24 protein-coding genes and 1 pseudogene are annotated in these 21,794 nt (G+C 66.5%); 3 read left to right on the top strand and 22 right to left on the bottom strand.

Going from position 1 to position 21,794, the window contains the following annotated elements; genetic code table 11:
* Positions 1 to 3: 3 nt before the first annotated feature.
* The 14 genes and pseudogenes from HYV14_05810 to HYV14_05745 all read right to left on the bottom strand — a co-directional run bounded on the left by HYV14_05810 (position 4) and on the right by HYV14_05745 (position 9,578).
* Positions 4 to 309, bottom strand: coding sequence for a PilZ domain-containing protein (locus HYV14_05810; protein MBI2385515.1), 306 nt, complete (start codon positions 307 to 309; stop codon positions 4 to 6).
* A gap of 14 nt (positions 310 to 323) precedes the next feature.
* Entirely contained in the window at positions 324 to 1,235 is a 912-nt protein-coding gene (gene atpG, locus HYV14_05805) for an ATP synthase F1 subunit gamma (GenBank protein ID MBI2385514.1), read from the bottom strand.
* Between the two features lie 3 nt (positions 1,236 to 1,238).
* A complete protein-coding gene (locus tag HYV14_05800) occupies positions 1,239 to 2,186 on the bottom strand; it encodes an NAD-dependent epimerase/dehydratase family protein (protein ID MBI2385513.1) in 948 nt (315 codons plus the stop codon).
* A gap of 20 nt (positions 2,187 to 2,206) precedes the next feature.
* Positions 2,207 to 2,635 carry a hypothetical protein gene (locus HYV14_05795; protein ID MBI2385512.1) on the bottom strand — a complete coding sequence of 143 codons (429 nt, stop codon included), beginning with the start codon at positions 2,633 to 2,635 and terminating at the stop codon, positions 2,207 to 2,209.
* Positions 2,635 to 4,146 carry a F0F1 ATP synthase subunit alpha gene (locus HYV14_05790; protein MBI2385511.1) on the bottom strand — a complete coding sequence of 504 codons (1,512 nt, stop codon included), beginning with the start codon at positions 4,144 to 4,146 and terminating at the stop codon, positions 2,635 to 2,637. The genes HYV14_05795 and HYV14_05790 overlap by 1 nt, the downstream gene beginning before the upstream one ends.
* Position 4,147: 1 nt before the next feature.
* Positions 4,148 to 4,678 (bottom strand): ATP synthase F1 subunit delta, encoded by a 531-nt coding sequence (atpH, locus tag HYV14_05785; GenBank protein ID MBI2385510.1) that lies wholly within the window; start codon positions 4,676 to 4,678, stop codon positions 4,148 to 4,150.
* A gap of 1 nt (position 4,679) precedes the next feature.
* A complete protein-coding gene (atpF, locus tag HYV14_05780; GenBank protein MBI2385509.1) occupies positions 4,680 to 5,192 on the bottom strand; it encodes a F0F1 ATP synthase subunit B in 513 nt (170 codons plus the stop codon).
* Positions 5,193 to 5,277: 85 nt separating this feature from the next.
* On the bottom strand, positions 5,278 to 5,571 hold the full coding sequence (gene atpE, locus HYV14_05775) for an ATP synthase F0 subunit C (GenBank protein ID MBI2385508.1): 294 nt from the start codon (positions 5,569 to 5,571) through the stop codon (positions 5,278 to 5,280).
* Between the two features lie 63 nt (positions 5,572 to 5,634).
* Positions 5,635 to 6,411: a F0F1 ATP synthase subunit A gene (gene atpB / locus HYV14_05770; protein MBI2385507.1), complete on the bottom strand. Its 777-nt coding sequence runs from the start codon at positions 6,409 to 6,411 to the stop codon at positions 5,635 to 5,637.
* Positions 6,408 to 6,665 carry a hypothetical protein gene (locus HYV14_05765; GenBank protein MBI2385506.1) on the bottom strand — a complete coding sequence of 86 codons (258 nt, stop codon included), beginning with the start codon at positions 6,663 to 6,665 and terminating at the stop codon, positions 6,408 to 6,410. The genes atpB and HYV14_05765 overlap by 4 nt, the downstream gene beginning before the upstream one ends.
* Before the next feature lie 76 nt (positions 6,666 to 6,741).
* Complete coding sequence (locus HYV14_05760; GenBank protein MBI2385505.1) at positions 6,742 to 6,942, bottom strand: AtpZ/AtpI family protein; 201 nt, start codon at positions 6,940 to 6,942, stop codon at positions 6,742 to 6,744.
* 117 nt (positions 6,943 to 7,059) lie between these two features.
* Positions 7,060 to 7,962 (bottom strand): annotated as a pseudogene (locus HYV14_05755) (IS1 family transposase).
* A 210-nt stretch (positions 7,963 to 8,172) separates the two neighbouring features.
* Positions 8,173 to 8,907: a hypothetical protein gene (locus HYV14_05750; protein ID MBI2385504.1), complete on the bottom strand. Its 735-nt coding sequence runs from the start codon at positions 8,905 to 8,907 to the stop codon at positions 8,173 to 8,175.
* 440 nt (positions 8,908 to 9,347) lie between these two features.
* Positions 9,348 to 9,578 carry a histone H1 gene (locus HYV14_05745; GenBank protein ID MBI2385503.1) on the bottom strand — a complete coding sequence of 77 codons (231 nt, stop codon included), beginning with the start codon at positions 9,576 to 9,578 and terminating at the stop codon, positions 9,348 to 9,350.
* A 95-nt stretch (positions 9,579 to 9,673) separates the two neighbouring features.
* Between HYV14_05745 and HYV14_05740 the strand changes: the two genes are divergently transcribed.
* Positions 9,674 to 10,624, top strand: a complete 951-nt coding sequence (locus HYV14_05740) for a response regulator (GenBank protein MBI2385502.1) — start codon at positions 9,674 to 9,676, stop codon at positions 10,622 to 10,624.
* A gap of 162 nt (positions 10,625 to 10,786) precedes the next feature.
* Complete coding sequence (locus HYV14_05735; GenBank protein MBI2385501.1) at positions 10,787 to 13,288, top strand: tetratricopeptide repeat protein; 2,502 nt, start codon at positions 10,787 to 10,789, stop codon at positions 13,286 to 13,288.
* A 150-nt stretch (positions 13,289 to 13,438) separates the two neighbouring features.
* On the opposite strand, the gene hemH is transcribed toward HYV14_05735, so the two are convergent.
* The 6 genes from hemH to HYV14_05705 are packed head-to-tail and all read right to left on the bottom strand — an operon-like array spanning position 13,439 to position 18,516.
* The gene (gene hemH, locus HYV14_05730; GenBank protein ID MBI2385500.1) at positions 13,439 to 14,503 is read right to left on the bottom strand and encodes a ferrochelatase; all 1,065 of its coding nucleotides are present in this window, start codon (positions 14,501 to 14,503) and stop codon (positions 13,439 to 13,441) included.
* Positions 14,500 to 15,192: a response regulator transcription factor gene (locus HYV14_05725; protein MBI2385499.1), complete on the bottom strand. Its 693-nt coding sequence runs from the start codon at positions 15,190 to 15,192 to the stop codon at positions 14,500 to 14,502. Before HYV14_05725 ends, hemH begins: the two co-directional genes overlap by 4 nt.
* A gap of 4 nt (positions 15,193 to 15,196) precedes the next feature.
* Entirely contained in the window at positions 15,197 to 16,402 is a 1,206-nt protein-coding gene (locus HYV14_05720; GenBank protein ID MBI2385498.1) for a thiolase family protein, read from the bottom strand.
* The gene (locus HYV14_05715) at positions 16,389 to 16,802 is read right to left on the bottom strand and encodes an acyl-CoA thioesterase (protein MBI2385497.1); all 414 of its coding nucleotides are present in this window, start codon (positions 16,800 to 16,802) and stop codon (positions 16,389 to 16,391) included. The genes HYV14_05720 and HYV14_05715 overlap by 14 nt, the downstream gene beginning before the upstream one ends.
* Complete coding sequence (locus tag HYV14_05710; GenBank protein ID MBI2385496.1) at positions 16,802 to 17,194, bottom strand: thioesterase; 393 nt, start codon at positions 17,192 to 17,194, stop codon at positions 16,802 to 16,804. The genes HYV14_05715 and HYV14_05710 overlap by 1 nt, the downstream gene beginning before the upstream one ends.
* Positions 17,191 to 18,516, bottom strand: coding sequence for a glycosyltransferase family 4 protein (locus HYV14_05705; protein ID MBI2385495.1), 1,326 nt, complete (start codon positions 18,514 to 18,516; stop codon positions 17,191 to 17,193). The genes HYV14_05710 and HYV14_05705 overlap by 4 nt, the downstream gene beginning before the upstream one ends.
* Positions 18,517 to 18,569: 53 nt before the next feature.
* Here HYV14_05705 and HYV14_05700 point away from each other — a divergent pair, with 53 nt between their 5' ends.
* The gene (locus tag HYV14_05700) at positions 18,570 to 19,919 is read left to right on the top strand and encodes a thiolase family protein (GenBank protein ID MBI2385494.1); all 1,350 of its coding nucleotides are present in this window, start codon (positions 18,570 to 18,572) and stop codon (positions 19,917 to 19,919) included.
* 268 nt (positions 19,920 to 20,187) lie between these two features.
* Here the strand turns inward: HYV14_05700 and HYV14_05695 are convergent, their stop codons facing one another.
* Both HYV14_05695 and xerD read right to left on the bottom strand, forming a co-directional pair.
* Positions 20,188 to 20,781, bottom strand: a complete 594-nt coding sequence (locus HYV14_05695) for a hypothetical protein (GenBank protein ID MBI2385493.1) — start codon at positions 20,779 to 20,781, stop codon at positions 20,188 to 20,190.
* Positions 20,782 to 20,806: 25 nt separating this feature from the next.
* Positions 20,807 to 21,706, bottom strand: coding sequence for a site-specific tyrosine recombinase XerD (gene xerD, locus HYV14_05690; protein ID MBI2385492.1), 900 nt, complete (start codon positions 21,704 to 21,706; stop codon positions 20,807 to 20,809).
* Between the last annotated feature and the right edge of the window lie 88 nt (positions 21,707 to 21,794).

Below are 21,794 nucleotides of genomic sequence, written 5' to 3'. Positions count from 1 at the left end.
CTCTCAGTTGGTCGTGGTCGGGGCGAGCCCGATCTTGTGAAATCGAACGCCGTAGCGGCGCTGTCCGCCGACGGGGCCGAGGACGCTGCGGACCTCGCCGCGGATCTGAAGGTCCGTGTTCAGGCGCAGGTGGAGCGTCATGCCCTTCTCGAGCTCCGCGTCGGTGCGGAAGGTCATGCCGCCCTCGGAGAGGTCGGTGATCGTCGCGCGGCACTTCGCCGCGGCGGGGCCCTGCATGCTGACGTCGAAGGTGGCGCCGACCGCGGTGCGCGGGTGACGTCTCTGTTCCGATCCGGTCTTCTGGGTCAAAGGGTTCTCCATGATTAAGCGGCCAGGGCCTCGGCCCCGCCGACGAGCTCCGCGATCTCCTTCGTGATCATCGCCTGGCGAGTGCGGTTCGCGTCCAGGACGTATCCCTCGCGCATCTCCTTCGCGTTCTTCGACGCCGAGTCCATCGCGTTCATGCGCGACGCGAGCTCGGCGGCCTGGGACTCGAGGAGGATGCGGTAGAACTGGGCCTTGATGTGGCGAGGCAGCAGCTCGGCCAGGAGCGCCTGGCGGCCGGGCTCGAAGCCGTAGTCCGGAAGCGGGGCGGCTTCGCCGCCCGCCTCGGGCGCGGCCTCGGGGACCGGGATCGGCAGCAGCGCGGCGGTCAGCAGGCGCTGGGTCGCGACGGACTTGAACTCGTTGTAGAGGACGGTCACCGAGGCGACGCCCTTGTTGAGATACGCGTCGATGACGGCCTGGCCGGCCAGCTCGGCGTGGGCGAAGGTGATCTTCGGGAACACGCCGACGAGCTCGGAGACCATCTCGATCTCCTGGCCCTTGAGGCGCGCCACGAGGTCGCGGCCCTTGCGGCCGATCGCGACGCAGTAGACCTTGCGGCCGCGGCGCTGGCGGAACCATTCGAGCGCGGCGCGGATCACGTTCGAATTGAACGCGCCGCACAGGCCCTTGTCGCCGGTGACGAGGACGAGCAGCTCCGCGCCGTCGGGACGCTTATCGAAGAAGGGGTGGATCTGGACGGCCTGCTTGGCGGCGAGGTCCGCGCGGACCTCGAGCAAAGCGAGCTCCCGGACCATGCGCTCCATCTTGGAGGCGAACGGGCGGGCGGCCAGGATCGCGAGCTGCGACTTGCGCATGCGCGCCGCCGCGACCATCTTCATGGCCTTCGTGATCTGCTCGGTGGACTTGGTCGACTTGATCTTGCTGCGAAGTTCTCTGAGGGAAGCCATTGGTCAGACTCCGACGGCGATTTTCCGTCCGCCGATGTAATCCGGGATCGCGCGCTCGACGGTCCACTGCGCGCGGAAGCCGAAGGCCTTCTGCGCTTTCGCGGGATCGCCGAGCGTCTCGTTCTGGTAGAAGCTGTAGGGGTTCTTGATGTACTCGGGCTGCAGGCTCGTGCCGAGCGTGGAGTTGAGCGCGGCCACGATGCCGTTGAAATCGGTCTTGCGCGCGGTGCAGGCGTTGTACGCGCCCGGGGCCGCCTTCTCGAACGCGCGGATGTTCGCGTCGACGACGTCCTTGACGTAGATGAAGTCGCGGTACTGCTCGCCCATCTCGAAGATGCGCGGGCGGCGGCCGGCCTTCATCTGCAGGGCCAGCTGCCAGATCATGCTCGCGGACTTGTTCTTGTGGGACTCGCGCGGGCCGAACACGTTGAAGTAGCGCAGGCCGACGGCCTTCACGCCCTTGGCGTTGGCGGCGACGGTCTCCATGACGCACTTGGAGAAGCCGTAGACGTTCATCGGCCGAAGCTCGGCGTCCTCGCGCTGCGGCACCGGCGCGTCGCCGTAGGTGCCGGCCGAGGAGGCATACACGACTTTCTTTACTTTGGATTTGGCGGCCCAGCCGAGGAGGTCGCGGAAGGACTCGACATTGACCTTCATCATCAGCGCCTGATCCATGACCGTGGTATCGGAGATGGCGGCCTGATGAAAAACGGCGTCGATCTTCCCGACGCGCGGCGCCCAGTAGGCGGTGTTCCCGAAATCGGCGGCGACGACGTCGCCGGGAAAGCCGCGGAGGTTCTCGAACGTGCCGGCGGAGAAATCGTCGAGCGCGACGACCTGCCAGCCGCGCGCGGCCAGCTCCCAGCACAGGTTGGAGCCGATGAAGCCGGCGGCGCCGGTGACAAGCGCGCGATAACGCGCGCGGGTGCCGCCTCCGGTCGCCGTCGGGATGCGGCCGAGGGCGCGGGGGCTCACTTCTTCCTCCGCAGGACGATGTCCTGGAGCTCCATGACGGGAGCCAGGACGCAGTCGTTGAGGGCCTTGAGGCGCTTGGCGTCGGGCCTCTTGATGCCGGGCATCTCGACGGCCCCGGCGTAGTGGTTGACGAGGGTGGCGCAGACCTCGTGGTCCCAGGCGGTGAGGCCGCCCGCGGCCTTGAGGTCGTCCATCAGCTTGCCCGTGTAGCGCTTCATCGCCTTCGGGTCGCGCGCGATGAGGTCCGCGAACGCGCGCGGCGCGTTCTTGTCGCCGACGTAGGTGAACACGCCGCCGAGCTCCGGCTTGCCGACCGCCGTCAGCGCCTCGATCAGCGAGCCGCTGAGCATCTCCTGCGCGCGCGCCGCCGTCGCCGCGAGCAGCGGCGAGACGAGGAGGAGCGCGGCGAGGATCGTTCCGCGCATTACTTGAACTGGCCCTTGAATTCCTTCAGAAGGGCCTCGATCTTCGCCTTCAGGGCGTCGTCGATGACCTTCTTGTCGCCGAGCTCCTTCATCGTCGCGGCGTGACGGGACTCCGCGTAAGCGAAGAGCTCCGACTCGTAGCGGCGCACGTCCTTGACCGGGACCTCGTCGACGAAGCCGTTGGTGCCGGCGTAGATCGCGAGGACCTGGCGCTCGACGGACAGCGGCACGTACTGGCCCTGCTTCAGGATCTCGACGAGGCGTTCGCCGCGCGCGAGTTGCTTCTGCGAGGACGCGTCGAGCTCCGAGCCGAACTGCGCGAACGCGGCCAGCGCGTTGTACTGCGCCATGTCCAGGCGCAGGCGGCCGGCGACGCCCTTCATCGCCTTCGTCTGCGCCGCGCCGCCGACGCGCGACACGGAGAGGCCGACGTTGACGGCGGGGCGGATGCCGGAGTAGAACAGGTTCGACTCGAGGTAGATCTGGCCGTCGGTGATGGAGATGACGTTGGTCGGGATGAACGCCGACACGTCGTTGGCCTGCGTCTCGATGATCGGCAAAGCCGTCAAAGACCCGCCGCCGTTCTCCTTGGACAGCTTGCAGGCGCGCTCGAGCAGGCGGCTGTGCAGATAGAACACGTCGCCGGGGTAGGCTTCGCGGCCCGGGGGGCGGCGCAGCAGCAGCGAGAGCTGGCGGTAGGCCGCGGCGTGCTTGGACAGGTCGTCGTAGATCACGAGGACGGCCTTGCCCTGCCACAGGAACTCCTCGCCGATCGAGCAGCCGGCGTAGGGAGCGATGTAGAGCATCGGCGCCGGTTCGGAAGCGCCGGCGGAGACGACGATCGTGTAGTCCATGGCGCCCGCGTCCTGCAGCTTCTGCACGACGGCCGCGACGGTGGACTGCTTCTGGCCGACGGCGACGTAGATGCAGATCGGGCGGTTCGGCTGGTTCTTCTGGTTGATGATGGTGTCGATGGCGATCGCGGTCTTGCCGGTCTGGCGGTCGCCGATGATCAGCTCGCGCTGGCCGCGGCCGATCGGGATCATCGCGTCGACGGCCTTGACGCCGGTCTGCAGGGGCTCGACGACCGGAGCGCGCTCCATGACGCCGGGAGCGACGATATCCAAGGGACGGCTCTTGACCGTTTTTATAGCGCCCTTGCCGTCGATCGCGCGGCCGAGGGCGTCCACGACGCGGCCGATCATCGCCTCTCCGACGGGGACCTGGGCGACCTTGCCGGTGCGGCGCACGGGGTCGCCTTCCTTGACCAAGGTGTCGGTGCCGAACAGCACGCAGCCGACGTTCTCCTTCTCGAGGTTGAGGACCATGCCGATGACGCCGTTGGGGAACTCGAGGAGCTCTCCCGACATGGCGTTCTCGATGCCGTACACGCGGGCGATGCCGTCGCCGACCTGCAGGACCGAGCCTTCTTCCTTCAGCTCCGTGGAGCCGGAAAAGCCTTCGATCTGCTTCTTGATGACGGCGGTGATTTCTTCGGGTCGGATGGCCATGTTAGTTGAAGCTCTCCTTCAGCCGGCGCAACTGTCCGCGCAGGCTGGAATCAAGGACCCAGTCTCCGATCTTCACGGCGATGCCGCCGATCAGTTCCGGGTCTTCTTTTACGTCGAGTTCGATCTCTTTGCCGCTGAAAGTCTTGAGCTTGGCCGCGAGCGTCTTGAGCTCGTCGGGGGACAGGGGCTTCGCCGTGCGCACGTGCGCCTTCGCCGCGCCGCGCTTCTCGGCCGCGAGCTTCGCGTAGACGGCGGACACCATCACCATCAGCTCGAAGCGCTTCTTGTCCACGAGCAGGTTCAGGAAGCCGAGGGTCGTCGCGCCGACCTTGTCTCCGATCGCGTCGTGCAGCAGCTTCTTCTTGCTGGCCGGGGGAACGCGCGGATGGCGGAGCGCCGCCATCGCGTCGAGCAGGAGCTTGTGCGCGGAGCCGAGGTCCGCCTGGACCTTCTGCTCTTCGCCCTTGGCGGACGCGGCCTGGAAAAGCGCCGCCGCGTAGCGGCCGGCCAGGACGCGATCGGAGGCCTGCATCTTAGTTGCTCCCCGCCTTCTTCGTGGACTCGAGGTCCTTGAAGAAGCCCTCGAGAACCGCCTTCTGCACGCCGGCGTCGACGGACTTGTGGAGGAGCTTCTCGGCGGCGAGCACGGACAGGGAGGCGACTTCCTTGCGCAGGTCGCCGACGAGCTTGTCCTTCTCGGCGGCGAGATCGAGCGTCGTCTTCGCCTTGATCGCGGCGGCGTCGGCCTCGGCCTCGGCCTTGAGGCGGGCGCGAAGCGCCTCGCCGTCCTTCGTCGCGGCGGCGAGCAGCTCCTTGCTCTTGGCCTGGACGCCCGCCATCTGCGCCTCGAGCTCGCGCTGGATCCGCTCCGCCTCGGCGCGCGCCTTCTCGGCGCCCTCGCGGTCGGCTTTCAGGCGCGCCTCGCGCTCGTCGATCGACTTCAGCAGCGGGCCCCAGGCGAAAGCCTTGAGGATGCCCACCAGGCAGAGGAAGGTCACGATGGTCCAGACGGTCAGCCCGAGATCGGGTTTGAGAAGATCGCCCATATTTTTATCGGCTCCTGCGTCAGATCACGAAAAATCGGTGCTCCCGGGCGGGAAGTCCTCGCCGCCCGGGAGGCTTTTTTGATCCTTAGTGCGCGGCCGGGGCTTCCGTGCCGGTCGAGGCGGACTTGCTCGCGACGGGAACGCCCGCGTTGAGGGCGAGCGCGGCGAGAAGGACGCTGACGAGCGCCAGCAGGCCGAGGCCTTCGATCATGGCGGCCGGGATGATCATCATCGTCTGGAGCGCGCCGGCCGACTCGGGCTGGCGAGCCGCGCCCTCGAGGGCCGCGCTGGCGAGCTTAGAGATGCCGTACGCGCCGCCGATGAGGCAGAGGCCGGCGCCCAAGAAAACTCCGAGGTAAGAAAGTCCGAGGTAGTCCATGTCAGTCTCCTGATGCGTCATGATCCCGGGCGCCTTAAGGCTTCCGGGGTGCGACCTCCGCTGTCAGTGCGGGTGAACGGCTCCGCCCACGAACAGGGCGGTCAAGAACGTGAAGATGTACGCCTGGAGGAACGACACCAGGACGTCCATCGTGTAGATGAAAAGGGCGAGGCCGATCGACGGGACGATCATGCCGGTGCCGGCGACCTTGTTCATCTCCGAGAAGATGAAGATCATGCAGAGGAACGCGAGCGAGACGACGTGGCCGGCGAGCATGTTCGCGAACAACCGGATGCACAGCGAGATGCACTTGGCGAACATGCCGAACACCTCGATGACGAACAGCAGCGGCCAAAGGACCAGCGGCACGCCGCCGGGGACGATGTGCACGACATAAGAGACCAGCCCTTGTTCCTTGACTCCCGCGTACTGGATCAGGCCGAAGGTGCAGATCGCCATCGCCGCCGTGACCCACGGGTTCGCGGTCACGCCGGACATGCTGGGCACGAGGCCAAGCAGGTTGCAGGTCAGCAGGAAGAAGAACAAGGTGAGGAAGTAGGGCAGATAGTGGCCGGCGTGGTGGCCGAAGATCGGCTCGAGGATCTCGTCGCGCACGAAGAGGGCGAGCGGCTCGAACATCGAGCGCATCACCCGCGCCAGGCTCGACTGGGACCGGGCGGCGAAGGTGAGGGTGACGATCGCGACGGCGCAGGCGATCCACATCGTGCGGATCAGAGGGGAGAGGCCCATGTCGACGGGAAGCCCGGCGACGGTGGCGATGACCTTATGGGAGGTCTTGTGGTCGACCAGGTGGTGCGCGAGAATGCTTTCGAAATTCATTTGATCCTGAGGTGCCTCATCTCCAGAGTCATCAACAGCGCCAGCAGAGCGAACACGTACGAGAGCAGCAAAGCTTCGAACGACAACGACTCGCGGCCGTAGCCCCAGACCGCCAGGGCCCCGAGCACGCCGGCCCGCAGAACCATCCCGCCGCCGAAGGCCCACCAAAAGGTCTTCATCGCGCGTCCCCTCGCCCACAGCAGCCAGGCGACGCTCACCGACGACGCCGCCCACGCGGCGGCCGTCCCGATCATCAGGCTTCTCCGGTCGGCTTGCGACGACCAGACGCGTCCCGCGGCGAGAACGCCGAGCGCCGCGACGACGGCGCCTTCAGCGGCGGCCCGCGCCGCCGTTTTTCGGAAGGCTGAAGGTCCGGATGAGGCGATAGAGTCCAATCACGATTCCAAAGAGCGCGCCCGCGAGCGTTCCCCACGGCGAGGATCCGAAACGCTTGTCGAGCCAATATCCAAGACCGACGCCGAGCAGGCTGAACGACGCGAGCTCCCAGCCGACGCTCAACGCGAGAGCCAAGGCGTTTTTCCGGCCTTCCTTAGACTGCTCGGGTAGAGTCGGCATTTTCGGCGACGACGGGCCATCATACGATTTGTCGGCGCGACCTGTCAATTTTCGGAAAAATGGGGTAGTGGTTCAATTTGAAACCAAAGCGAGAATTTCCTCAATCTCCCATACATGATCGGTGACGCCCGCCTTCATCGCGGGAGTGACGCGCAGGGTCTGATGGATGCGGCAGAAGTTGTAGTACATGAAGTGAAGCGCGACGGCATGGCCGAGGTTCTCGACTTTCTTGCTGAAAGCGTTGGTCAGGCGCGTGAAGCGGCGCATGCACATACGCATGGTCAGGTTCTGACGCTCTACAAAGGAAGTAGACACATGCTTGGGGTCAGGACGACCGTTCACGCGCTCCTTGCGCGTCCCGCAGCACTCACCGGGGCTGTACTTTCCCTCACCGCCGGGCGCGTTGCCGTAAATCTTTACGAGCTGGCTAAAGTCCACATCGCCGCCGAAGGCTTTCTCGACGGCGTTGATATAAACCGCGTGGCCGTCGCTCGTCAACTGAACGCGATTGGCAAGGCGGTCGGCAAGATCAAGCATGAAGGTCTTGGCCGAGATCGCCCCACGATCCCCAATGAACCATGACGGAACAAGCTTGGTGTCAGCGTCGAGCGCCGTCCAAGTCCACACATCCCCGATACCCTTCGTCGTGCGCATAGCCTTCGGAACATTTTTGTCCTTGGCGTAGCAGAACGACCAAATCTCGTCCACCTGTAGCCGCTTGCAGGGGAGGTTGCGCAGTTTCTTACCCTGATACTCGGAGCAAGCAGTGCCCACACGAGCCAAGAGGCTAAGGACTGTGCCCTTAGCAACGCCCGTCATGCGGCAAGTGGCCCGAATGGAGTTGCCTTCGACAAGGGCGGCGATCACGGCTTTCTGTCGGGTGGGGTCTAGCTTGTTCATGGCTACATTATACTTGACCGCTCAAGTATTGTCAAGGGGGAAAGCCTGGATAAAGGCCAGCCTATCTGCTATAATCTAAAAAGAGCGGCGCCCCCCTTGGCTTTGCCACGAGAGGCGCTGTACGACGGTCCGTTGCTAGGTGCGCTGGCTCAGAGGTTCCCGCCAAGGAACAACCCTCTGGGCCAGTGCTTTTTTAAACCTATCTCTAGGCGGCCTCCTGAACAGGCCGCACAACTCTCCTGGCGCGCATTACGCTCATGCGTCCTCCGTCCGACAAATTTGTCATTACTCGGCCTTCGTAACCATCCGAGGCTTCCAAAGAGTAAGCGTCTGAATCAGCAGGTCCACGTCCTCAGCAGTAGTACCCGGAGGAACCGAGATAAACGCCTCGCCGTTTCCGAGCGAAAGACGAAACTCGCGGGCTCCCGGCTGCTTCGGGCGAATCACTTGAGCTGGGATCTGCGGCTGGATAGGCAGATTTCCCGCCGGCTTCTGATCGCCACCCTCGGGAATAGCCGCACTGCTGCCTTGATCCATTTTTGCGAAGGCAAGCGTCTTGCGATATTTATTCATCACATCAACGGCGATCCGCTCATGGAAATTGAGGTCCATTACCAGCATCTTTTTAAGGCTGGTATCAGAGGGGAGCTCTGGACCATACTTTTTCCAGAGAGTCCCGTAGAGCTCCGGCGTGGTGGCCGCCTGTTTAATCGCGGCAACGCCTTCCGCGCTTTCCGCATCAAGAATGATGTGGAGCGCCAGCTCCGTCAACTTGACCTTACCGATATCGGCCTTGGTCAGCAACCCGTACTTCTTCAGCGCAGAAGCCGTCAGGCCCAGCCCGCTGCTTTTCGGCTTATACCCCCAATGCTCTGCGAGAACGTCAATTGAGACGGCGTGCTGCTTGTCGTTTTTATAGACCTCGCGGGCACGGCTGACCGCCGTTTCAAGGTCAATTGTCGGATAGTCAGTTGCCGCGAACTTCTCAGCGGCGCTCTCGGAGGTCTTAGTTTCAGCCATGCGGAAAGTATAGCATGGTTTAGGGAGGCTGTCAACTTTATTCTTTTTATTCTTCGAGCCACCCCCAGGGGCTTGACATGGGGTGCGCCCGTATGCTCCAATGGACGGGTCGCGAACTCCTGGGGTTTGTGGGATTGCGGGGCACTGCCCCGGGCCCTGTAAGTGAAAAACCCCTCCAGTTAGAGCTGGAGGGGTCCAGGGCCCCAGGAGAGCCGTATGATAGACGTGATACAGTTGGTCATCTCGATCTTAGGGATCGTGATGGCGTTCGCGAAAACGCACCAGTAGTACCGTCGGACGGCTGGCAGATCACCCCACGTGGTCTGTCAGCCTTTTTATTACTACAACGTACCACAACTTCCCACACAGTGTACTAGGAAATTTCCTACCCGTCAAGATGCTATTTGCCATGTCAAACGCCATGGCATCTGCTATCCCACCTAAGCGCGTTTTTTAGACCATCGGGCGGCAATGGCCTTCTTAGCTATCTCCTTGCGCCTCTCAGGACTCAACGCCGCTGCCCTGGCTTTACCACCCTTTAGACCTCCTCTGCGGCCCAGGAGGACTGCCAGTGGGTCCTTCCCATCTGTTCCACCTGACAACTGCGAGAGCTGATCTATAATTGAAGCCGCTATTTGGTTCTCGTCCTTCGTCCTTTTCCGTTTCGCCATGCCAAAAGTTTAACACGCGATCCGAGGAAAAACAAGATACTTGAGCGGTCAGGATTCAAATTGACCCACTACCAAAAATGGGCTATCCTTGCCGCATGAACGGCGCCTCATCCGAGCACGGCCCCGCGACCATCTTGATCGCGGACGACCTGCCCGACCTCCTCCAGGCCCTCAAGGAGACCCTGGAGCGGGAGGGCTTCGTCGTGACGGCCGTCGGCGACGGGCAGTCGGCGCTCGAGGCCATCCGGGCCAACCCCCCCGACATCGCGGTGCTCGACCTCAAGATGCCGCGCATGACCGGCTTCCAGGTCTGCGAGACCCTGCGGCAGGATCCCCTGTTGGAAAACCTCCCGGTCATCATCCTCTCGGCGTCGGGCACCCGGGACAGCAAGGTCGCCGGCCTCGACCTCGGCGCCGACGACTTCATCACCAAGCCCGTCGACGTGCGCGAGCTCCTCGCGCGCATCCGCATGATCCTCAAGCGCAGCCGCCAAGGCATCGACGCCAACCCGCTGACGCGCCTGCCCGGGAACCTCGCCATCGAGACGCGCATCGAGCGCGCCGCCGCCGACGGCCGCCCTTTCGCCGTCCTGTACATCGACCTCAACCAGTTCAAGGCGTACAACGACGCGTACGGCTACGACGAGGGCGACCGCGTGCTCAAGGGCACGGCGCGCGTGCTCGTCGACCAGCTGCGCGGCGGCGCCGGCGCGGATTTCGTCGGCCACATCGGCGGCGACGACTTCATCGTCCTCTCGACGCCGGACAAGATGGAAGCCCTGGCGCAGCGTATCTGCGACGACTTCGACGCGATCGCGCCTTCCTTCTATAGCGAGGAGGACCGCAAGCGGGGCGCCATCGTCGCCCGCGACCGTCAAGGCAACCTCAAGGAGTTCCCCCTGCTCTCGGTCGCCATCGGCATCTGCCACAACCGCGAGCGCAAGCTCGCGGGCTTCGCGCAGGTCGCGCACCTCGGCGCCGAGCTCAAGAAGGTCGCCAAGGGCAAGCCGGGCTCGGCGTTCGTTGTGGACCGGCGCAAAGATTAGCGGCCAAACTGTTTCCGGAAACAGTCCGGCGTCGCGGAGACGTGACTCGCGCCGATGCAAGCCTTCAGGATTGGGGCCGCCGTCCGGCGCCTCCCGCCGGACCGCGTCCCCGGCTTAATCCGCGCGCTTGCGCGGTTCCCGGGACGGGGGTATACTGCCGCGATGATCGGGATCCTCCTGAGCGCGCTCCTGGGGTCGTCCGCGGCCGCGGCTCCCGTGCCGGCGGACCCAGTCGAGAAGTTCTGGTCCTTGCATGACTCGGGCAAGACCGCCGAGGCCTTCTACTTCCTGCGCGCCAAGCTCAAACGGCACCCCGAGGACCCCGCTCTTCACCGCGCCTACCAGATCACCTGCGTCAACACCGGCCAGCTCGAGGCTCTGGCGGCCGAATACGAGACCTTCTTCAGCTCGAACCCGACCGACCTCAACGCTTATTTCCTTGCGAACGCTCAGCCGAGCGTCCGGGAGTCGAGAGCCGTGATCGAACGGGCGAGGCGCGCCGGGGTCAAGGGACCGTACCTGGATTGGGCGAGCGCGAGCTTCCAGGCCTACGACCTGCTCTCCGCCGGCAAGCCCGAGGCCGCCGCGACGAAGCTCAAAGCCTCCGAGGGCGCCCGTTTGGACCCGTTCCTGTGGGAGCTCTCGATCGCCCAGACCTGGCTCCAGCGCGGCGGGCCCGCCGCAGCGACGGAGCACGTCGCCCGGGCGCGCGCCGCCCAGCCTCGGGACATCCGCGGTCTCGAGGCCGAGGCGTGGCTGCGTCTGATCGCGGGGGACGTGATGGGTTACGGCCGGACGCTGGACGAAGCGGGAAAGCTCGGCGACGGGAATTTCGCTTTCCTTCACGACGCCCGCGCCTACGAGCACCTGCTGTACGGGGACTTGGATAAGATGCGAGCGGAGAACGAGGCGACTCTCGCCTCTCCGGCCGGGTGGACGAACGACGCCTGCTACCGGATTTCGGCATTGTCGGGGACGGGACGAGGCGAGGAAGCGTCGAGCCTGGCTCAGAGCGAGTACGCGGCCGATCCCGCCCAGACTTGCGCGGTCCCGGCGCTCGTCGGCGCGCTCCTCAGGGAGGGCCGCCCGGAGGACGCCCTGGCCTTCGCCGAGAAAGCCAGCGCCCGCAACCCTCTCGACCTCAGCGTGCTTTCCGCTCTGTCGGTCGCGCAGGGGGCCCGCGGCCGGTATCTCGACATGGCCGCGACCGGGAGGAAGGCGCTTCGTCAAGCGCCGAAGCACCCGTCTTTGCTCACCGCCGTGGGGGCGGCTTACGCCGGCAACAAGCAGTGCGACCTGGCCGAGAGATACTTCATGAAGGCGTTCAACGTCACAAACAATCTGCCCGAGCTCAATCGGGAATACGGCGGCTGCCGTCTCGAGCGGCGCGACTTCGAAGGGGCCCTCGATCATTTCTCCCGCCTGCGCCGCAGCGGCGCGGAGCCGCGCCAGGCGTGGTGGGGCCTCGCGCGCGCGTATGAGGGCACGGGGCGGCTCGACCGGGCCGTCGCGGCGATGGAGAAGGCGCTCTCCTTGGACCAGGATCCCGTCTTCAAGGCGAAGGACAAGGCGGACCTCGCGCGCCTGCGGCTCGACGCGGACGGCCTCGACCGGCACTTCTCCGCCGACGGGGCCGCGGTCAAGCGCCGTCTCAAGCGCGTGCCCGCGCTGGCCGAGCGCCGCGTGGCCGCCTTCGCGCAAGGAGGCGCCGAATGGCTCGGAGTGCCTTGGGAGGATAAGCCCATCGCGCGCTCCGAGGACGGCGAGCAGCGCGGCGAAGGGCAGAAATGGTCGCCGGACGGCCGTCGCGTCTTCTACATCCTCCCCGACGGCGTGGTGTCCTTGGATCTGTTGAGCGGGACGACCTCTTATGTCGTGCGGCATCCGCATCAATTCAGGGACAAGCGCCCCGGCCTCCGCCGGGCGGTGGTGGGGGTGCTCGTGTCCAAGGATGGGCGCCGCTTGTACGCGCTCTCCAGCCGTTACGACGGCCGGCGGTCGCTGGATGACACGGTCGAATCGATCGACCTCGCGACCGGGAAGGAGGCTCCTCTGCGGGGCGGCGCGGAAAAAGCGGTGAGGGATTCCGCCGATGGGGCCGCGTTCGGCTCCGTCGGACGCATCGTGCTCTCGCTCCCCGGCGAGCCCTCCGACCCTCCCGAGACGGTTTGCGGCTCTTCCTCGGACGTCTCTCCGGACGGCCGGGTCGTCTGCGTCGCCGAGGGGAGCGAGACCGCCGGGGCCGACGACGATGCGCTCGCGATCTACGACCCGAAGACGCGCAAGAAGGAGTATCTGGGAGCCGCGGGTTCGTTCCCGGTGTGGTCGCCGGACGGACGCAAGGTCGCCTATCTCTGGCGCGAACGCGAATTGCGGGTCTACGACGCGGACAAGAGGAAGATCGAGGCGTTGGATTCGGGCTTCTCTCCCGATTTCGTGAACCCGGACGGGCTGATGTGGGCCCGGAAAAGGCCGCAGTGGACGCCGGACTCGCGCTTCATCATGTACACGCTCGGCTCGGTGCGCGAGGGGGAGCGCGACCATCCGGGCATCCCCATGACCTTGATCGCCGACCTGGGGCGAGCCGAGGTCTGGGCGAGCGACGGGAGCTACTTCGATTTCGTCTGGTCCCCATCCACCGCGCCGTACGCCTCGCCGAGGTGAGCGGAGGCGGTCGGTCCTTGCGGCGTTCGTCGTGGACCGGCGAAAAGATTAGTCGTCGTCGCCGATCCTCCCGATCACTACTGATGATCGCTATTCCCGGGAATAGTGATTATCAGTAGTTTTTGGAGCGACTGTTTCCGGAAACAGTTCTCAGGCCTGAGGGCGACGCCCAGCGGGCGGAGGCGGACGGCGGCACGGCGGATCGGACTCGCCCGGGAAGCAGTAGCAGACGGAGGACTCTTCGCCCGCCTTCGCCGCGGTCCGCCCGTCGCGGAAGCGCGTGGACGCGGAGCTCACGGCGAGCTCCCCGCCGGCCGGCGCGCCCGGACGGACGAGGTCGGCGATCATCGCGATGAACGACGGATGGTCCCCGACCGTCTCGCAGCGGTGCAGGCGCACGCCGGCGGCGTCGGCCGCGGCCTTCGCCTCGACGTCGAGGTCGTAGAGCACCTCGACGTGGTCGGCGACGAAGCCGATCGGGATCAGGACCATGTCGCGCACGCCGAGCGCGGCGGCGTCGGCGATCACCCGGGAGACGTCCGGCTCGAGCCACGCCGAGCGCGGGTCGCCGCTGCGGCTCGTGTAGGCCAGGCGCCATTTCTCGAGGCCGAGCCTCGCGGCGACGAGCGACGCCGTCTCGCGGAGCTCCTGAACATAAGCGGATCCCTTCGCCATGACGCACGGGATCGAGTGCGCGGTGAACACCCACTCCGCGCCGGCGGGGAATCCCTTCTCGCGGACCCGGGCGGCGATCGCGTCGATGAAGGAGGGATGGTCGAACCAGGGACCGACGAAGTCGACGACGGGCGCGTCGGCGCCGACCTTCGCGCGCGCGGCCTCGACGGCCGCGACGTAGCGCTCGAGGCTGGCCTCGGAGCGGTAGGCCGCCGTGATGAAGGCGGTCGCGCGGCGCACGCCGTCGTCGCGCATCCTCGCGAGGGTCTCCTCGAGGAACGGATGCCAGTTGCGCTGGCCGAGATAGACCGGCCGGCGGTCTCCCGCCTTCGCGAGGACGCCGCGCAGCGCCGAAGCCTGGCGGCGGGTGATCTCGTTGATCGGGGAGCGGCCTCCGATATGCTCGTAGTGCTCGGCCACGCCGGCCAGGCGCTCGCGCGGTATGCCGCGGCCGCGGGTCACGGTCTCGAGGAAGGGCATGACGTCCTCGGGCTTGTCGGGTCCGCCGAAGGAGACGATGAGGACCGCGTCCGCCGTCATCTTGCCCGCCGCGGCGCGGACACGATCCGGTAAAGGCCGCCGCGTGCGATCTCGATGTCGCCCGACCAGGCGGCGAGCGCCTTCTTGAGGGCGCCGAGGCGGCGCGCCACGGTCCCCGCCTCGAGCTCGCGGCCGGCCGCCGCGGCGAGCGATTCGCCCAGCTCCGCGCGCGACACGGCCACGCCCTCGCGCTCGAGCAGGCGCCACAGCAGCGCGAAGCCGCCCGCGTCGAGAACGAGCTCCTTCCACCGCCCCCGCGCCTTGACGTGGACGCGATGCGCGCGGCGCTCCGCCCTGAGCGCGCCGTCGGCGCTGAGGCGCGTCTGGGAGAACAGCGAGCGGTCGCGCAGCACCGCCAGCCGCGACGACAGGTTGTCGTCGGTCCAGGCCTTCCCCACCACCTCGTCGGCGCCGCAGGACACGGCGGCGGTCACCGCGTCGTGGTCCATCTCGCTCGCGTCGAAGGCCAGGACGATCGCGACGCCCGGATAGAGCGAGCGCAGGACCGAGACGGCCTTGGCGGGAGCCGGACCCGCGAGACCGCGGTCGAGGACGGCCAGCGCGCGCTCCGGCGGCGGCGTGCGGCTCGGGGCGGGAAGCGCCGCGCGCGCCTCGAACGGCCAGCCTCCGCGTTCGGCGAGGAGCTCGAGGCGGGAAAGCCACGCTCCGTCGCGCGACAGCACGAGCATGGGCCTAGAGCGCTTCCCAGGCCGTCGCGAGACCCTGGCCGACGCCTATGCACAGCGCGGCCAGGCCGCGCTTCGCCTTCCGGCGCCGCATCTCGTGGAGCAAGGTCACGCTGATCCGGCAGCCGGACGAGCCGAGAGGGTGCCCGAGGGCGATCCCGCCGCCGTTGACGTTGAATCTTCCGCCGTCGATCGAGAGCTCCCGCTGACACGCGAGCGCCTGCGCCGCGAACGCTTCGTTGATCTCCACGAGATCGACATCCCCGGCCTTCCAGCCGATCCTCGACGTCAATCTGTTGATGGCGGCCACGGGACCGATGCCCATGAACGAGGGCTCGACGCCCGCGGACGCGGAGCCGGCCCAGCGCGCGAACGGCGCGAGGCCGAGCGCGTCGGCCTTCTTGCGTTCCATCAGAAGCATCGCGGAGGCGCCGTCGTTCAGCGTCGAGCTATTGCCCGCCGTCACGGACCCGTCCTTCTTGAAGACCGGCTTGAGCATGGCCAATTTTTCGAGGGTCGCGTCCTCGCGCACGGTCTCGTCCCGGACGTAGTCGACGGGCGGCCCCTTCTTCTGCGGCACCGGGATGGGAACGATCTCCTCGGAGAACACCGCGTCGCGAGCCTTGGCGGCGCGGCGGTGGCTTTCGAGCGCATACGCGTCCTGATCACCGCGAGAAACCTTGTATTTCACCGCGACGTTGTCCGCCGTCTCGCCCATGCTCTCAAGGGGGAACAGCTCGGCCAGGCGCTTGTTCGGGTAGCGCCAGCCGAGGGCCGTGTCGTAGGCGGTCAGGTTGCCGAAGGCGTAGCCCGCCTCGGCCTTGGGCAGGGAGTAGGGCGCGCGGCTCATGCTCTCGACGCCGCCGGCGACGTAGACGTCGCCCTCGCCGGCGAGGATCGCGCGCGCGGCGGAGTTGATCGCCTCGAGGCCCGAGGCGCACAGGCGGTTGACCGTGGCGCCCGGGACCGAGAACGGCAGGCCCGACAAGAGCGCGGCCATGCGCGCGACGTTGCGGTTGTCCTCGCCGGCCTGGTTGGCGCAGCCGAGGTAGACGTCGGCGATCTCCGCCGGGTCCAGGCCCGGGACCTTCTTGAGCAGGGCGGCGATCACATGTCCGGCCAAGTCGTCGGGGCGCACGGACGACAGCCCCCCTCCGAGGCGGCCGACGGCGGAGCGGACTGCGGCGACGGCGACGACCTCACGAGATCCCATCGAAATCCTCCATCTTCTTGCGCCAATCGTCGCTCACACGGGTCGGGCGGCCGAGACCGTAGTCGAACGAGACCATCACCGACTTCGCCTCCGCGACGAGCCGGCCGGTGGCCTTGTCCTCGAGGCGGTACTCCATCTTGATGCTGGCGCCGCCGATCTCCGAGACGCGGCAGCCGACGAGCAGCTTCTCGTGGTGAAGGACGGGGCTCTTGTAATCGATCTCGACGCGGGCGATGATCACGCCGAACTCGGCGATGTTCACGCAGCCGAGGACCTTGTGCAGGTAGTCGATGCGCGACACCTCGAGGAAGCTCAGGTAATTGGCGTTGTTCACGTGTCCGAGGCCGTCCGTGTCGGAGAAGCGCACGGGGACCTCGCTGACGAGCTTGTAGCCTTCCATCAGCGCGCCTCCTGGATGAGCTTGGCGAAGCGGGCCCGGGTCATGACGATCTGCAGCACCGAGCCTTCGCCGATCTTGCGGCCGCGGCTGTGGACCTCGGTGCGCGCGAAGACGCGCGGGCCCTTGATCTTGACCAGCTTGGCGAAGACGTGAAGCGGCGCGCCGATGCGGGCCGGGCGCAGGTGCTTGACCAGCACCGCGCCGCCCACCGCCTCCTCGTCGGCGTCGAGGTAGGGCGCCAGCAGCATGCGCGCGGCGGTCTCCATGTGGTAGACCATGGCCCACGTCGCGTACAGCGGGTGGCGCACGAGACCCTCGAGATGCGGCTTCATGTGCCGCTCGACGCGGGCCGGAAGGTCCACCGTGATGCCGACGCGCAAGCCCGGCTTCATGAGATCAGCCCCAGCGCGGCCAGGCGCACGGCGTCGGCCGCCGCGGTGAACGGCATCGCCGACGCGGCCTCGCGGGCGGCCTCGCCCATCCTCTTGAGCTTGGCGCGGTCGGCGAGCATCTCCTCGAGCGCCGCGGCCAGCAGCGGCGGCGCCTTCTTCGGGGTCGGGTAGTGGACGAGGCGCCCGGCGTCGGGCGGCAAAGTGTCGCGCACGCCGTAATGGTCGCTGGCGAGCACCGGCAGGCCCGCGTGCATGGCCTCGACGACGTTTAATCCATAACTTTCGTGTATGGACGGGGACACGAACAGGTCCCCGAGCTGGAAATAGGCCCGTTTAGCGGCCGCATCCAGGTAGCCGGGGAACACGACCTTCACTTGCTTAAGCTTCGCCGCGGCCGCCCGCACCTTCCGCCCATACGCCTGGCCCATCATGAACGCCGGCTCCCCGCAGATGAACAGCCGTATATCTTTACCCGCCACTTTGCCGTTCACCTCGAGAAGGCGTAATGCCTCCAGCAAGAGATGCACGCCTTTCTCCGGCGAGATCCGCGACAAGGTCATCAGCACGGTCGTCTCATCGGTGATCTCATGGTACTCGCGCAGCTCGTTGGCGCGGTTCTCGTCGGCGGGGCCGGGCTGGTCCGACCAAACGCCCCAGGGCACGACCACGATCCGGCGCGACAACTCCTCGTAGCCCACGAGGTCGCCGTAGCAGCGCATGAGCGTATCCGCCATCGCGCGCGAGGGCACGATCATCCGCGAGGAGTGGTAGACGGTCTCCCGCTGCTTCTCGAAGACGAGGTTGAGGACGTCGGGCAGGATCCAGTCGAAGCCGAGGGAGCGCATGCGCTCATGCAGGCGCGTGAGCTTCTCCGGCGCGACGATGCGGCGCAGATAGAGCTTGTTGAAATAGTCCACCACGTCGACGTGCCAGATCGACAGGATCGGGTAGCCCGCCTCGGCCAGCTTCGCGAGCGCGGGACCCTCGGACACGTCGTTGACGACGATGACGGTGTCCTGCGGCCGGTACTGCTTGGGCCGCTCCAGGATCCACTCCGTCGTCTCCGTCTCGAAATCGCGGCAGAAGCGGGCGTAGTCCATCTCTCCCAGGTCCACGAGCCCCTCGGGGCGCTCGGCCAGGCGGTGGTAGTCGCAGCCGCCGACGGGAGCCTCCGGCCCGGAGCCGAGCACGGTCAACGACCAGGCCGCCGGCTCCGGCTTCCAATGCTTCACGAGCTGAAGTCCGACCATGGCGCCGCCGCCCAGGGGGGTGCGGTCCATGGGGTAGCCGACATGGCTGGCGACGAATACGAGCCGCTTCACGGGCGTTATTATATGATGTTCCGGAGCACTCACTTTTGGCGGAGGACACCGATATGAACGCGAAATCCGAGACCATCGTCGTCGCCGGCGGGGCCCGCACGGCGATCGGCCACATCTCCCGGTCGCTGGCCGGCATCAAGCCCGAGGAGTTGATGGTCGACGCGATCGCCGCGGCCCTGTCCAAGTCCGGGCTCAAGAAGGAGAACGTCGACGGGGTCATCGTCGGCTGGGTCGGACAGGCCTTCTCGGCCCCGAACATCGCCCGCGTCGCCGCCCTCAACGCCGGCCTTCCCGAGCGCGTCCAGGCCGTGACGGTGCAGAACAACTGCGTGTCCTCCATCGAGGCGATCGCCTCCGCCGCCCGCTTCATCATGGCCGGCGAAGGCGAGGTGTACCTGGCCGGCGGCGTCGAGGTCATGTCCCGCATGCCGTACTCGATCGACGGCAGCCGCGCCGCCAAGCCGCTGCGCTCGCTGTCCGTCGTCAAGGAGAAGTGGGCCGAGCTCCTCGCCTCCCCCGACGTGCAGGTGTGCGACGCGATGGAGCAGGGCCTGACCGATCCCGTCAAGCGCATCAACATGGCCGCGACCGCGGAGGTCTGCGCCCAGATCTACGGCGTCGGCCGCCTGGAGCAGGACGAGTACGCCCGCGAGAGCTTCCGCCGCACCATCGCCGGCTGGAACGCCGGCTTCTTCGCCTCGAGCGTGGTCCCCGTCGTCCGAAACGGCGCGACCGTTCTCGAGAAGGACGAGTACCCCTTCCTGCGCGAGGACCTCATCGGCAAGCCGCAGATGTTCGCCAAGGCTCCCGCCGCGTTCGACAACTCCGCCTACCCGATGCAGAAGTTCTACGAGGACAACGCCGCGTTCCTCGACGGGAAGAAATACCAGGAAGGCACGAAGGGCACGGTCACCTTGTTCAACTCCTGCGGCCGCTCCGACGGCGCCGCCGCCGTGGTCGTCACGACCGCGAAGAAGGCCAAGGAGCTCGGCCTGGAGATACTCGCCGAGATCAAGGGCTGGGGCTTTGAGGGCAACAACCCCGCGCACATGGGCGTCTCCCCCGCCTTGGCCGCCCCGACGGCGCTCAAGCGCGCCGGCGTCGAGTTTTCGGAGCTCGACCAGATCGAGCTGCACGAGCCGTTCGCGGCGACCGTGCTCTCCATCTTCAAGCTCGGCAAGGACAAGTTCGGCCACGACTGGGAGGCCAAGAACAAGTCCGGCGCGCTCAACCCCAACGGCGGCTCGCTGGCGGTCGGCCACCCCCTGGGCGCTACCGGCGCGCGCCTGATGCTCAACCTCGTGCACGCGCTCAAGAACAACCCGAAGGGCAAGCACGGCATGCTCGCGGCGTGCGCGGGCGGCGGGATGGGCGGCGCGATGGTCGTCTCGAAGCTCAGCTAGCTCGCGCGACGCTGATACGGGCCGGGCCAAGGGAGTGGCCTTCGCCGGGGACGGGCGGGATTGACCCGCCCTCCGGGGTCTGTCCGCGACGTATAACGCACCCTTGTCGCGGCAGACCCAGGCCACCGGCGAAGGTCACTCCCTTGGCCCGATTAAACCGCGTCGCGGCGCCGCGCATGAGCGCGCGGGTGATGAGGCCCGGCGGAAGAATCATGTCCGACGGGGCTTGGGGTTGACGCGACCCGGGCCGTCTTCAGTCTCGCTCGCGCTACTGCGAGGCGGACTTCTGGCAGGAGGGCTTCATCTCCTGGAAGTACTGGTTGCCGGCGCTGGCCCCGCCGCCGCGCTTCTCGGCGACCCACGCCATCAGGGGGTCCCCCTGCATGACGAAATAGTGCTTTCGCGGCGGCTTGCCCTTTGGCCGCATCATCACGATGTTCAGCGAGAACTCGCACATCAACTGCTCCTCGGTGCAGTTCCCCTTCAGCTCGAGGTACTCCTCCTCCTCCTCGGTGATCTCCTCGTTGCCCATGATCAGCTTCATGACCCGCATCCCCTCGGGGCCCTCGTAGATCTTGATCTGACAGGCCGCGGGGAAGCGGAACGGGCCCTTCTTCTTGCCGTTGTGGATCTTGACTACGGCGTCGATCTCCATCTGCTTGGCGCGGACCTTGTCGCGCATCTTCTTGGGCAAGGACTCGGGGTCGAGTTTCATGAAGCCGGAGACCAATGTGGGGTCGGCCTCGTTCATCGGCGTCTTGAGCATGTACTGGGCGATCTTGACGCGCGTCTCCTCGTCGGGGCCGGTCTCGGCGGCGAACGCGGGTCCGGCGAGCAGGAGAGCGAGGATCAAAGCTTTCATGCGCATAGTGTAACCTACGAATCGCTCATCCGCGAGGGTGATGTTTGGCGTGCGCGGCCTTCAGGGCCGAGGCGTCGAGATGGGTGTAGATCTGCGTCGTGGCCAGGTCGGCGTGGCCGAGCATCTCTTGGACGGAGCGCAGGTCGGCGCCCCCTTGCAGGAGGTGCGTCGCGAAGGTGTGGCGCAGCAGATGGGGATGCAGGTGCTGCTTGATGCCCGCGCGCTTTCCGAGCTCGCTCAAGCGCCGCCAGAACTGGATCCTCGATAATTTTTTCCCGGTCCGTCCGAGAAAAAGCTCCGCCGCGGGGTTCTTGAATCTCCGTTCGCGCTCGGCGATGTAGACCTTGATCGCCGCGAGCGCCCGGGCGTGCACCGGCACCATCCGTTCCTTGTTTCCCTTGCCCAGGACGCGGACCCAGCCGTCCTGCAGGTTGGCCGATTCCAGCTTCAACGACACGAGCTCGGTCGCCCGCAGGCCCGAGGCGTAGAGCAGCTCGAGCATGGCCCGGTCGCGGACGTCCTCGTACTCCTCGGTATTCGGCGCGGTAAGCAGGCGGGCCGCCTCCTCCTTGGTCAGGTACTTGGGCAGGCGCGCGGGCACGCGCGGCGTGCGCAAGGTCTCGGCGGGGCTTTCCGCAAGGCCCCCCTCGAGCATCTCGAAGCCGAAGTAGGACTTGAGCGACTCGACCTTGCGGAACAGAGAGGTGGGCTTGAGCCCCTTCTCGCGCTGGGCCCACAGGAAGTCATCGAGGTCGGAACGGCCGGCCTTGGCCGGAACGAGTTTCTTCTCCGCCGCCCAGGCGTAGAAGGCGCCGATGTCGGAGCGGTACGCGGACACCGTGCGCGGCGAGAGCCCCCGCTCCAGGCTCAAGTAGCGGCAGTACTCCTCGAGCCGCGCGGCCGCGTCCTTGTCCTTCTCGGTCATCGGTCTATTCTACCAGTCGACTGTTTCCGGAAACAGTCGAAAGAAAAAGGCGCCGGCCCCGAAGGACCGGCGCCCTTTTCACGTCCGA

Source organism: Elusimicrobiota bacterium, assembly GCA_016182905.1.
In the GTDB taxonomy this organism is placed as follows: domain Bacteria; phylum Elusimicrobiota; class Elusimicrobia; order UBA1565; family UBA9628; genus GWA2-66-18.
This window is presented reverse-complemented; position numbering and strand designations above follow the sequence as displayed.